This window comes from Paenibacillus sp. CMM36 (assembly GCF_053570945.1).
Window position 1 is genome coordinate 76,394 of the sequence record NZ_JBSEDY010000005.1, and the last position, 13,067, is coordinate 89,460.

At 46.7% G+C, this 13,067-nt stretch carries 8 protein-coding genes and 1 pseudogene; 2 read left to right on the forward strand and 7 right to left on the reverse strand.

Going from position 1 to position 13,067, the window contains the following annotated elements; translation table 11 throughout:
* Window positions 1-63 precede the first annotated feature (63 nt).
* Complete coding sequence (locus ACWA2B_RS12345; RefSeq protein ID WP_049817031.1) at window positions 64-1,437, reverse strand: sugar phosphate nucleotidyltransferase; 1,374 nt, start codon at window positions 1,435-1,437, stop codon at window positions 64-66.
* Window positions 1,438-1,597: 160 nt separating this feature from the next.
* On the opposite strand from ACWA2B_RS12345, the gene ACWA2B_RS12350 reads away from it, so the two are divergent.
* Entirely contained in the window at window positions 1,598-2,293 is a 696-nt protein-coding gene (locus ACWA2B_RS12350; RefSeq protein ID WP_449292248.1) for a response regulator transcription factor, read from the forward strand.
* A 42-nt stretch (window positions 2,294-2,335) separates the two neighbouring features.
* On the opposite strand, the gene ACWA2B_RS12355 is transcribed toward ACWA2B_RS12350, so the two are convergent.
* The 3 genes from ACWA2B_RS12355 to ACWA2B_RS12365 are packed head-to-tail and all read right to left on the reverse strand — an operon-like array spanning window position 2,336 to window position 8,996.
* The gene (locus tag ACWA2B_RS12355; protein ID WP_449292249.1) at window positions 2,336-6,763 is read right to left on the reverse strand and encodes a hypothetical protein; all 4,428 of its coding nucleotides are present in this window, start codon (window positions 6,761-6,763) and stop codon (window positions 2,336-2,338) included.
* Window positions 6,764-6,813: 50 nt separating this feature from the next.
* On the reverse strand, window positions 6,814-8,550 hold the full coding sequence (locus tag ACWA2B_RS12360; RefSeq protein ID WP_449292250.1) for an ATP-binding protein: 1,737 nt from the start codon (window positions 8,548-8,550) through the stop codon (window positions 6,814-6,816).
* Window positions 8,547-8,996, reverse strand: a complete 450-nt coding sequence (locus ACWA2B_RS12365) for a hypothetical protein (protein ID WP_029518378.1) — start codon at window positions 8,994-8,996, stop codon at window positions 8,547-8,549. The genes ACWA2B_RS12360 and ACWA2B_RS12365 overlap by 4 nt, the downstream gene beginning before the upstream one ends.
* A gap of 45 nt (window positions 8,997-9,041) precedes the next feature.
* Between ACWA2B_RS12365 and ACWA2B_RS12370 the strand changes: the two genes are divergently transcribed.
* The gene (locus ACWA2B_RS12370) at window positions 9,042-9,749 is read left to right on the forward strand and encodes a response regulator (RefSeq protein WP_029518377.1); all 708 of its coding nucleotides are present in this window, start codon (window positions 9,042-9,044) and stop codon (window positions 9,747-9,749) included.
* Here ACWA2B_RS12370 and ACWA2B_RS12375 read toward each other — a convergent pair.
* From ACWA2B_RS12375 to ACWA2B_RS12385, 3 genes and pseudogenes are all read right to left on the reverse strand, one after another.
* Window positions 9,717-10,628 (reverse strand): glycosyltransferase family 2 protein, encoded by a 912-nt coding sequence (locus ACWA2B_RS12375; RefSeq protein WP_029518376.1) that lies wholly within the window; start codon window positions 10,626-10,628, stop codon window positions 9,717-9,719. The two genes, ACWA2B_RS12370 and ACWA2B_RS12375, sit on opposite strands and share 33 nt — an antisense overlap.
* Window positions 10,588-11,814 (reverse strand): glycosyltransferase family 4 protein, encoded by a 1,227-nt coding sequence (locus tag ACWA2B_RS12380; RefSeq protein ID WP_029518375.1) that lies wholly within the window; start codon window positions 11,812-11,814, stop codon window positions 10,588-10,590. Before ACWA2B_RS12380 ends, ACWA2B_RS12375 begins: the two co-directional genes overlap by 41 nt.
* Window positions 11,798-13,064 (reverse strand): annotated as a pseudogene (locus ACWA2B_RS12385) (transporter). The gene ACWA2B_RS12380 and the pseudogene ACWA2B_RS12385 overlap by 17 nt, the downstream one beginning before the upstream one ends.
* Window positions 13,065-13,067: the final 3 nt, after the last annotated feature.

The window sequence follows — 13,067 nt, forward strand, 5'->3', positions numbered from 1 at the left end:
TAAAAAATAGTTCCTACTACTCTTCACTGCCTTCTGATAAACCTCGTTCGTATCTATCAGTCCCTATATTGTAGACACTTCATGAGTATGGTCGTCAATCGAATCAGGAAATTCATAACGGATAATATCCGTTTCGGATACGATATGTCCGATTTGTGACTCAATGAATTCTAAATCTCCTTCTACTGCCCCTATAAAATGCTTTGTACCGGGTTCAATGACGATGACCTCACCGGGGCTGACTGTCTGTATCACGCCATTGATAGAGACACTCCCGGTTCCAGAAACTATAGTCCAAACTTCTTTACGAAACTGATGCTCATGATAGCTGATAAATCTCCCGTTTGAAATGACCACGCGTTTGGTCACTGTCTGCAATCCACTTGCTGCCGCTTGATGGGATAACACCGTTTGCTTTCCCCAGAAGCGCTCCTCAAAACGTGGTCCGATTTCAATTTCCGCCACCATATCCTTAATTCCTGTGGATGACTGCCGATCCGTAACCAGCACGCCATCCGGCCCGGCAACGACGATAATGTCCGGGACATTCCAGATACTGACCGGAATCTCCAGTTCATTGATGATATGCGAGTCATGTGAAGCTTCTGAAATATATCCTGGACCACTCAGCTTCGAGCTTACTTCTCTCACCAACGAATCCCATGTGCCCAAGTCTCTCCACTCTCCATGATATGGAAGCACAGAGAGCTTATGAGTATGCTCTACTACCGCGATATCGAAGCTAGTTTTAGGCAAGTCTGCATAATTTGTCGAAAGAGATTCATAGTCGGCTGGTATACCCATTTGCTTCAGAATATCCAATAAAAAGCCCAGTCTAAAAGCAAACACCCCGCAATTCCATAAGGCCCCTTCACGGATCAACGCCTCTGAACGAATCAGATCCGGCTTTTCTACAAATGAACTAACCCTATAATATGGCTGGTCAAGTGAAGGAGAGGCTGAAGGCACAATATATCCGTATTTATCAGAGGGTTCCGTCGGAGCAGCCCCCATTAATGCGATATGGCTTCCTGATTGCTCTAATATGGAAGGAAGCCTGCGCAGATGCTCAAAAAATTCATCTCCCGTATACCCGTCCACAGGCATGACCCCTACGATCTCGTCGAGTGATGCGCCTGCAACGTCATGCAAGTAGGCCGTAGCCAGTGAAATGGCCGGGAAAGTATCTCGCTGAGTCGGCTCCTCAATCACTACAGCATCTCCGCCAATTTGTCCTCGAATCAGCTCGGCCTGAGTTCCACTCGTCGAAAAATAGGCCTCATCTGCCAAATTCGCCTCATCTAATTGCCTCCATATTCGTTGCAGCATACTTTCGGGCCGTTCGTCGTGACGTAGTATGGAAAGAAACTGCTTGGGACGGTTCACATTGGATAAGGGCCACAGACGTTTACCCGAACCTCCAGATAATAAAATCATTCGCAAAGATGCAACCTTCTTCCTGTAAATTAATATTTTTCTTACATTATAAGACTGTTCATTTTTCGCATTTCTGCCGAATACATAAGTATGTATTATCGTGGCAAATACATGATTATGCAATGCTATTGTATCTTTGTCTGTACAGGAGATGTCAGTCATGCCCATAAAAATACTCATCATTGAAGATCAAAAAGGTTTGGCAGATATGATTGCTCTTCACCTTCAGGAGGAAGGCTATCATACCGAGCTTATTTATGACTCTAGACTTGCAATTCCTACACTCATGCGTTTTAAGCCGGATATTATTGTGACTGCTCTAATGTTTTCCGGTAAAGTCGAATGTGCGCTGATCAGCCAAATCCGTCAATTTACCACAGTCCCTATGCTGGTCATCTCTAATAACACCGTGCTGAATATAAGAATAAAAGCTCTGGATGACGGAGCAGATGACTTCTTATGCAAGCCGTTCAGTCTGATAGAGTTAAATGCCCGCATCAAAGCCCTGCTGCGCCGCTGCGGCCGCAACATGCTCACTGAATCGCAAACGGTAACTCAAAAGAATAAAAAGGTAAGGGTATGGGTGAATGATTACCGTCATTGTCTGTTAGTCGATGACCAAGAAATAGAAGTCACTCAAATCGAATTTTCTATTATAAAAGAAATGTCCTGCAATCCAGGTAAAGTCTTTACCCGCAGCGAGCTGATGGATCGGATCAAAGGCGGAGATGGCGCTTATCTGGATCGCACTATCGACGTACATATTTCCAGCCTCCGCAAAAAAATAGAACGTGACCCTAAAAATCCTCAGCACATCCGTACCGTCTGGGGCAGAGGCTACAAATATGAGATGTAGCCGTATCATGGCTACCCATTTCCCCACTGAGCAGCTTGCTTTTTATGGAAGGTTTCGCTTCTTCCATCGCCGATAAGGAAGAAAACAAGCTGCTCCACCCAGTATCCCTATGAGGAACAATCCCCATCCAAAACGGTAGGCGGAAGCCAGAATAACGACGACTTTCCCGTTCCCGTTACCATTGGTAATGAATCCGGTAGTTACTCCATTCACAGACAGACGGGCTCGCTGATTTTCGCCACCCAGTCTGAACTCCCATAGTGGATTGGGTGATTCGGTCTCCCGGATCAGCACCTGCTGATGCGTCGGATTATATAGCGTAAAACTACGTTCCATGGAATTCTCACGAGTAGCCTGAATGCTTTCCGAAGCATGTGGTGCCATAAAAAAGGTATCCATATCCGTTCCCTCAAACAACGTAAATTGATCCACTGTAATCATGGCTTGATAAGGGATAATGGAATATTCCTTCATTTGAAATAAGCCTGACTGCTTCTTGTGCGCATGCGCTAAAATTTGAAACTGCATCATGGCGGTTCCTGCCGGTGCCTTCACAATTTGATCATAATGATTCCATTGTTCCTTATCTCTCTCCTCCACCTCATCAATATAGGAGGTTTGGAGAACCTGGGACACTTTATTCAAAAAAATGACCTTCATGTGCCGACTTCCAACTTGTTCGGATCGCGCATCCAACTGCACGGCATACTCTTGCAGCGGCTCGGCCTTCATTTTCTTGGACGCATAAATATTCCAGTCACAGGAATAGCTAGGTGCGTAACGGATAGAGAGTCCTTCGTCCATAAATGACAGGTTCGTCTGGCCAGGTCGTATATCCGCTACACATCCGACATCCGTGTCTAATGACTCCTTCGTGTTCTCCCCAGGCATTACCGTCACTTCCTGCCCGCCCATTCGATGAATATCTCCAAAACGGCTCAATGACGGTACTTGGCTGTCCAGCACAAGGGTTAAGTGATACTTTCCCTTGGTTAGGAACAGATTTTTGAATTCTATTCGGCCATAGTCGTTCAGCAGACCGGGAATTTGTATGATTTTCTTGGCAAAACCATCCTGATCGGGCACCGTTTCAATAACCTGCTTTTCAGATAAAGAGGTAGCGGGTAACCGCTTATACGACTCTTCCGTACGAATCGTTCTGGTCAGCACCTCTCCCGTCTCTTCATTCACCCACTTCATCGTTAATGACCCATGGTATCCTGCAGGTAGATTGGCCAAAATAGCTGTGGCATAGGTTCCCGTTTTGGCGACTTCCACATCCCTGCTTAACGTCCCCTTCTGATAGCTGATCCCTCGCCCCATACTAAGTCTTGGCAAAGCACGCTCCGTCTGCACATTCCCTTGGGCGTTAAAATCGTTCTCTGCCTCCAAGGTGAAAAAGAGCTTGCCCCGCTTCAATGCCTGCTCCACTGGAAAAGATAACTGATCTAGCTGATCCACAGGCACAATCGCAAATTGATTGACCGCATTAAAACCTTGCAGGTTATTAACCGTGACTGGAGTATCTCCTTTTGGAAAAACATGTTCTCCCAGATCGACCCATTGAAATTGGTTTAAACCATCATCCTGGGTCTTGATACTAACCACTTTGTCCGGTAACGTGACTTGTAATTTCCCGCCTGCCTTATTCATAAACACTCTGGCATATACATGCGAGGTTTGAGGTTGATCCAGTTTTTTGTGCATCGTAAACGTGTTAGGCTTACTGTATTGCCCCAAATCACGTAGCTGGATATCATGAATCCACCAGTAATTTTTTTGCTGTGGACGCTGCAGGGTTAACAAATCCATTCGCATCCAATAGCTGCCGGGCGGCGACACGTATTCCCCGTAAAATTTCACACTGTCAAAATTATATTCCTCCGAAGGCGCCACGACATAGCTAACCCCCAGTTCACGCATTTGCTTATCGTAAAATCTCATTTTCACATGCATTTTGTTCGTTCCGCGACCGGAAACAGTAATTTGGAACTGATACGGATTATTTTCCTTGGCTTCCAGCAAACCCGATCGAGCGACCTGCCATATATTACTCGGGTCACCCTTCATAATTTCGCCATGCAGAGTTGGCACATCATTCAATTCCTCACGGGGATTAGCCTGCACACTGAACAACTGCGGGTTATCCGGCTTGAAGAAGGTTTCGGTCCGCAACATGGAATCAAAGTCCACAACCGTCTTCCCTTCGATGCTGCTCATCTGATACGGGGCCACATCCAGCTTCTTACTGGCAAAGGTGACCGCAATCCCTGCATCCATTTCCATATCGAACGGAAAGTTCCGTATATTTTGGGAGGATAAATACCACAACCAATCGTTGGTCGAGGCAAAGGTTTTGGACCATTTTAAAAAGGCATTACCATCCTCAATGGCATCAAAAGGCCGTAAGTAATCCTCTGCTGGAAGCTGTGACAATAGCAAGTCATTAAAGGACGCCGCTTCCACATAATCCCCTTTGTTAATCGTCTGGATGGTTTTTAGCTCAGGCTTTAACGCACTGAACAGCACTCCAAAGCGGCTAAAATCAAAACCAGGCAGATGACTGTAGCTCTCTAGTCGGCTAAAACCGTAAGGTGTTACAATTTTACTGGCAAGGATGTTCATATAGGGCGGTGTCTGGTCGAGATTGAATATGGAAAATAGCCCGTTCTGGTACGTACGTTTCAGCCCGGTCTGACCTTCCAGCTGAGAGAGGTGGAAATCCTGACGCTTCTCCTGTCCCACATATTCATCATGGTAGACCAACTGGTTGACACCAAAGGTAGAGAACAGCCAACCTAATCGGGAGCTTAATCCGTTGTCCATGACATACTGTAGAAAATTCATATAGTATGTAATACCGGGATCATTGCCCTCATGATGAAAGATCGTATTTTTAGGAGAAGAGTATACCTGAAAATCTCCCGTTGCCTTTTCGTTTGCGGTCTTCCCTTTATTCCATTTGGGCGTGGCTACTCCGTTATAGCTCTGAATCATATTGTCAGCAATCGGAAAGTATAATGCCTTGCTATCGAAACGATCCGGATCAGTCAGCTTTTCAGCCATTTGAGCATAAGCCTCTGGCACTTGTACTGGCTTGTAGTACCCCTCAATGAACTGAGTGCGCAAGGGAGCAAAATATACCCCCAGGCACAAGACAACGATAACGACCGCCAGCTTTTTATATACACGCTGTAGCGGCGAGGATCCGAACCATTCCATAAATTGAATGACACCAAAGGTCAGCAACACCCCGAAGTTAAGGGCAATCAGTCCAATAAATTTGTTAGGATCACGGAAAACCGAACCAATCACAGGGGTTTTCGTAACCAGAATGACAAACCACTTGGCAATCGATGGGAACGTCGTCCCGGTAGCTGCAACCAGAAACAGCAGCGTAAGTAGCGAGAAGATCAGAATGATCGGATTTTTATGTGAACGTGTCACCATCGCATACCCGATCAATAGCAACAAAAATCCCCCTCCTACATAAAACATGACAGGCAGTGAGGACAAGGAAAACATGGGCCACCAATAGCTCAGTAAATAACCCACATTATTTAAACTGCTGTTGCGGCTGAACAGAGACAACGTATCCACGACATTGATATTATGCTGAGACGCTTGAGCGTCCATCAACATGCTACCGACATATAGAGACAACCAATAAAAACTGAGCAGACCGAAAAACATGCCAAAAATGATCCCTTTACGCAAAAAATTGCCGTATAACGGCTGCAAATAGGTGCGACCAGCCTTACGGTGGGTCCAGGTCAGCTTGATCAATAGCAACATGGTGAACAAGCCCAAATAAATCATGCCGAAGAAAAAATAGTGAATTGCCGCAGCACTAACGGTGAATACCGCAGCCAACAGAAACAGGTCGATCCAGTTCCGCTGATACAGCTTGTGGGAATGATAGTTTTTAATTTGTTGAATTTGAAACTTGGGGTCCACCGCACTGAAAAAGAACCGCAGCATTAACGGAAATAAACTATATCCACAGAGCAAATAAATATGCTGAATGCGGAAAATAACCCACGGATTCAACGCATAAAACAACGAGCCGACCATGATGGCAAAAATACGGGTCTTCGTAAAGCTTGGTGAATAATACACGCTAACCAATCGTTTGGCAAAGGCATACATCGAAAATGCCGAAACAAATAACAAGCCTGTAATAAACGACTTGAGCAAGACCGGTCCGCTTTCCTCAAATAAGAGTGACAGTCCATAGAAGGGCAAGATGTACAGGATACGTGGAGCATTGAACAAGGTCGAGGTAGACCATCGCTCGTTCCATACCCCGGTTATTTCCTCCAGATACCGATGAGAGGTGGCTCCAAAAGCAATGTCGCTAAACACAATTTGCCCTGGTCCATAGATGGGTGCAAGATATGCAACAATCGCAATCAGCATCAACATCATTGCCGCCATATCGTAACGATAGTGAAATACCCATTTTTTCATGCTTGTCCCCCTCTCTTGAACTTCTCGTATATCTGTCGGTTATCTTGGACCTATCTTCTCAAACGAACGATTGCCTGCAAGCCCTGATCGGTATTACGCAGCTTTAAACGGCCGCCTATGGTCTTCAGGTATGCATCCATATGGTACAGGCTGAACGCATGCTCCTGCGAGTTTTGGGAATAGTCTGGCTGGAAATAGCTCCAACGCATTTTATCATCAATCCCGCCGCCTGTGTCCTCAATGATAATAACAATTTCTCCTTCTTCCAGCCGTGAACTAACCTTAAGCACTTGAGATTGTCGCTTGGACCGCAGACCTGTTCGGCCCTGTTCCTGATCCTCAGGCAGTTCTCCGCCTTGGCGTCCCATGGCCTGCACTGCATTTTCCAGCAGTCCCTGAATCGTTTTGTACAGCATGGGTGCTTGTGCTGCAATCGATGGAACAGGCTCTTGCCGCAAGATCACTTGAATGTTCTTCATGTTCAATGAACGGTTCGCCCATTTCAGCGACTCAGACAATACTTCATTCATATCTGTAAAGCTAATTCCACTATTATCATGCATCTTCTCTTCCAGCTCATCGCGCAAGCTACGAACTCCCGTCAGTAACTCTCCCAGTGAGGATTCCTGTCTGAGACGACCCTGGATAAAATTTTCATTCAACTCGCGAAAATACTCCAGTTCCTCATGAGAGGCTCCTTTTCCCTGACTGGATGCCGCTTCAAAGCGGTTTGCTAGATCATGATAGAATCCCAGCAGCTTCAAATCATCACCGCCTGTGAGACGGCCAGTCTGCTCTTGCAGCTCTTGTAGCTGCTGCTCAATCGTCTGCATTAACGGCAAATAATACGTGTCCTGCTGCTGTCGCATATCTTCATCTCGCCGTTGATCACGCACCTGGTTGTTCACGATGGCATCCTTCACAATCCTTTTGCGGAACTGTACGAGCATGGCCCACAGAATGAACAATATTAGAACCATGACCATCCACAACTGTTTGCCGAAGGAGCTGATTCGCTGTGCTGTATCCTCGCTGACATCCTTAACCGATATGTAAAGGGCTTCTTCCCCAATGCGGCTAAATCCTATCCCGTATTTTTCACCGTCATCTTCAATGACACCTGTATTGCCCTCCAGCAGCCTACGGGTGACGCCCGTGATGTCCGTTCGGTTAATATCCGGATTACTTCGGGAAGCTACAACTTTAAATTGACCGTTATAAAATAAAGTCTCATACTGGTTAACCGGTTTACTTTTAATAATTCCGCTGAGCATATCAGCGTCAACCTTGCGCACCATAAAACCGCCCATCTGCGCTCCTTGAATCCTGCATGCGATATACTGGGCAGGCTGATGATCCTCTGTCACAAAAGAGCTTACTGCACAACCATTTTGCAGCCACTTAATCTGCTGGACCGCACTTTTCATCTCACGATTATCTCGTCCGACTATCACATGATACTGTTCATCCAGCACATAAAAGGCCCCGCTTTCACGCTTAAACCCCTCAGGATACTGGCGTGTTCCCTGATTCAGCATATCTCTGCCCAGACTGGACGACAGCTCCTTCAATTCAGCCTGCCATGCGGCATAACGCTCGGTTATGCTGCTAGAAAGTTCCTGTACCTCATACTGGAGCTGTTCATTCTGAATCTCCGCCAAGTGAACACTGAATTGTCGCACGACAAACCATTGAAGCACAGCGGCCAAAAACACGGTCACACCCAGTACGATCAGGTACAGGATCAGTTTTTGCCAACCTGGTTTCAACAAAGCCCATTGTTTCATGCTTCCCTGTCCCCTCCATTTTGTTCACGACGGCTCAAAATAGCCTGCATCAGGCATTCCAGCTCGTAGCTGACCAGCGGTAGCCGTGCGCACAGCAAACGGGGAGTGCGGCGCTGGAGGGCAGCAAACCTCGCAGCGGTTTCCGTTGCCCCGTCCGTCAGTAGGATCAACTCGCATGTTTTTGCGATATATAAGCGATCCAACTCTTCCTCGCCGTATTCCCGCAGATCAACAACGTAAATATCATGACGATCGTCCATATGCTGAAGTGCGCTGGAGACAACCAGGGTCACCCCTGTATGCCGTGCAGCATGATACTGATGAAGGAGACGCATACCTTTTTCCCAGAGGGCATGCTCAGCCGAATCAAATCGTTCACAAAAAAGACGCAACGCCCGTTCTGTATTGACATCTTTCAAAAATGCCAAAACGCTGATATTATACATGTAGTTCCTCATTTCTTACTTCCTGATTGGAGTTGCGCAGTTCTTATGACACCCCAAAACATTCTATTTGTTGACGACAGCCCTATGGTTCTGTCCCTACTTGAACGGACCCTGACGCAAGAAGCATTCACCTTACATACCGCTCACACGCCCAAAGAAGCCCTACAAGTGCTGGAACAGCACCCGATTGATGTGGTCGTTTCCGATCTGCTCATGCCTGGTCTGGATGGGATTACCTTCCTTCGCATGATTAAGAAAGATTATCCACATATCGTACGAATCATTTTGTCTGGTCACCTGCATACGCAGTCCATTTTATCGGCGATTAATCAAGTCGGTGTGTTCCGTTTTTTGACGAAACCGCTGGAGCTGGATGATGATACGCTAAAAAAAATACTGTATGAGGCGCTTGATCAAGCCAAACTCAATCGAAACAGCCTGCATGCAGCAGACCAGAACGTAGCTTCCGACCTGTCAGTATTTATAGACAGCATTTTGAATGCTCCGTACCGACCCTATGTGCTGCTGAATGAACAAGATATCGTAACCGCTGTACACATTGCACTTGCTGAGCTGTATCCTATTGGGCGCTCACTACGTCATCCTGACGGGGAAGGTATTCAGTTAACCACGCATTCATTATACATACCGTATGAGGAGTCGGAATCTTCCGATCCCGACCTGTACACGCTGGATACGCTGACCCTCGGACATTCATCGTTACGCCTTATCCGCCTTAGCGAGATCGCCTGAGTGACGGGTGCCGCCCTTTAACACGGCGGCTACCCCAATCACAGTTAGGCATACATACATCCACAACATCCCCATCGTCAGCAACGGGTGACGGATATAGTTTTTCAAATTCCCCCACGTATACAGCACCGGACGGAAGAAATACCAACGTTCCAGTGCCTTTCGTAATCCGCCCTCTTCAGATGACATCGTACGATCCATCACTGAAAAGTAGTAGGCTTTTTTACGTAATACATCGTGCAGATAGACCTGTTTTTCATCATGATATACCCGTGTAAATACCGCCCGGCGAATGACTCCACCAGACTCTATATAACGTAAGGTCGGCTGTATTTCTTCAAAAGCAATCTGCTCCGCATTAAACCCGCCCGTCGATTCATAAGCGCTCATTCGCCAGAAGCGTGCCGCTTCAATGGAGCGTTTTCCCAAGGTCTCACCCGCGTTATTAATCACATTTCGCTCAAAAACTTTCACTTTGGAAAAAAAATTGTCCGCTTCCGAATACGCCTCCTCCGGAACGACCAAAGCGCCAATATCCTGATGATCATCAAAAAAGTCGATGCTCTGCTGAATCAGATGTTCGGCTAAAATCATATCGGAATCCAATACAAATATGTATTCGGCACCCAAGCGTTTCGCTTCCTCAACCGCTCTAACCCTAGCGACTCCCCGCTCCCCATGGGGAAGCTCCAATACCGTTACGGGTACTGCGCTCCCTGCCGACAGCATACGAATCGTCTCGACGGTCCGGTCACTGGAGCCATCATCAGCAATTACAATATGCAGATCCTTGTAATTTTGCCCCATACAGCTTCGCAAACAAGGCTCTATCGTCCGTTCATTGTTGTACGTGGAGAAGAGAATGACCACTTTGTCCACTCTGTTCCGCCTCCTCTATCCAATCTTCCATCAACTGCTCAAACGCAGCAGCCGTATGATCAAAATGGAATCTTAACGCATATTGATACGCCCGCTCACGGATGGCCATGTAATCTTCGCCGCCCTTCGCTGCTCTTTCCATTTGTTCAGATAATCCCCGGATGTCGCCGTGAAAGCATAGATATCCGCTCTTCCCAAAATCCGTTGCATCCACCAGACCCGGTGAATTGCTGACAATGCTGGGCGTTCCAACCGCTGCCGCTTCGGTAATTGTCAACCCCCAACCTTCACGCAAGGAAGGAAACACCAGCGCGTGGGCACGACTCATCAGCTCCAGCTTATGCTCTGCTGAAACAAATCCGTAAAAGGTAATATCAGCTTGCGATTGCCCCTGTTCATCCGGTTCTCCGTATGTTAATCCATACCGTTTCATAATCGGCAACAATTGTTCTGCCACATAGGTTTTATCGGTTTTTCCGGCAATCCATAACATAGCCTGAGGGAACTTTTCCTTGAGCTGCCCAAAGGCCTCAACGACCAGATCAATGCCTTTATATTTGACGAAGCGCCCAGCGTACATGAAGGTCGGATTAGGTTCCTTCGTTAAAAATTGTTCGCGCGGCCAATGATCAAACTCAATGCCTTCCGGTAAAAGATGAACACGATCCGGGTGAAAGCCCAGCTTAAGTAGATCATACCGAGTAGACGGAGATACCGTAAGCGTTCGATCCTTACGAGCCAGCTTAAGCATCAAGGGTTCCATATGAAACCCAATAACATTTAGCGGGAATTTGGCGTTCTCAAACCATATTTCCCTTGTTAGCTGATGTATGAAAAAAATCCGCTTGGATGCCTCCACCCAAAATCGGGTAAAGAATTGATGCGTATTCGCCTGGTTAATCACATAGTCGATCTTCCTTCGATGACGACGGTAATAGCGCATCGCATAATAAATAACACTGTATATGTTTCCTTTTCGAATATACGTAATACCGTCGATAATTTCATGCTCAGGCATCCCCTCAAATTGGGGTGAAAAATGAATGAACTGGAAGCGGCCTTGTTGTGAGCGTTTAAGCATTTCGTGGGTGAAAATTTCTGCTCCTCCGCTTTTAGGTGAACGTATGTCACGCCAGGACAGCAATAGAACTACGGTTTTACCGTCCTGTTCATGTATGGTATTCATGGGGTACATCCCCCTTTATCTTTATTTTGAACAAATGCACATAGGCGTCTATCACAAAGTAGAGAGCCATAGCTCCGTAAACCATGAACTCAGATAGCAAGAAATCTACCGGCTCTGTGTGGGCAATATGAAAGGCTACTAATAAAGCCGCGGCTCCTGCCATCAGACTGAACATAAATTTGCGTCTGCCCACCAATACGTGCACATGCACAAAAAACAGCACGATGGAAAATAACCAGTACACCCATCCCCCCCCATGGAATATAGGCCTCGGCCGATTGGTAAGAGGCTCCGAATAATATGGGTATAGAGGATGGGAACACAAAGGTCGTGCCCACATATACACAGATCGCAGCTACAGCCATTAATCCGGCATAGACGGCAATCAACTTGCCCAAAGCTTGGCGGTCATGCCCCTGCGCACCGAGCTTTGGAATAAAGGCAGCAATCAGGCTATACGAAACGTAATAGACCAACTGGCTGTACTTCAGCGCAATGGCATAGCTGCTGGCCTGCTCGGGAAAGTAATGCTGTACATACAACATGTCGATAGAGATACAAAACAAAATGAATAAATTCGTCATAAGGCTATCGGTGAAATCCTGACCCAATGACTTCCATAGCCCAGAAGGGATATGTTCTCCACTGGTTGTGAATAAGGACAAGCCACGAGCCGAAACGATCCAGCCGTGGAGTAGCGACAGCAACATTCCCCCACAGCTCGCCAATAGTAGGGCTTCCAGCTTTAACCCCAGTGCAGCCAGAACAAAAAACAAGCTCAGCTTCCCTATTACTTCAATGTAATAGTTCACATTGAGCGCCAACATGCGTTCCCTACCCTGTAAATCTCCACGGCACGAACTCACCAAAATATGTAGGCCGATCAAGCCATACAGCATGAATAGCGGGGCGGAATCGACGCCTAAAAGCGAGCGCAATAACGGATGAATGATGAGTAAAATGATCATGGCAAGCACAGTTAGCACCAATGGTGCTTTTAGTAATAGAGAACCGAGCGGTAAGCTACGTAGCGCAAGCATCTTGCCACCCTTGGATACCAGCTTGGCGGTCAATAGCTGGATGGATAAGCCCAAAACGGACAACAGTGCAAAGAGGGCCAGCAGCGCATTCGCTTGACCATAGGCTTGTCCGGTAAGATACCAGCTCGCTGCAATGTGGAAGAAAAAATTAAACCCGTTAAGCAGCACATTAAAGAGAGGAAACATCAACGAACGCAATCGGTTGTTCACGTT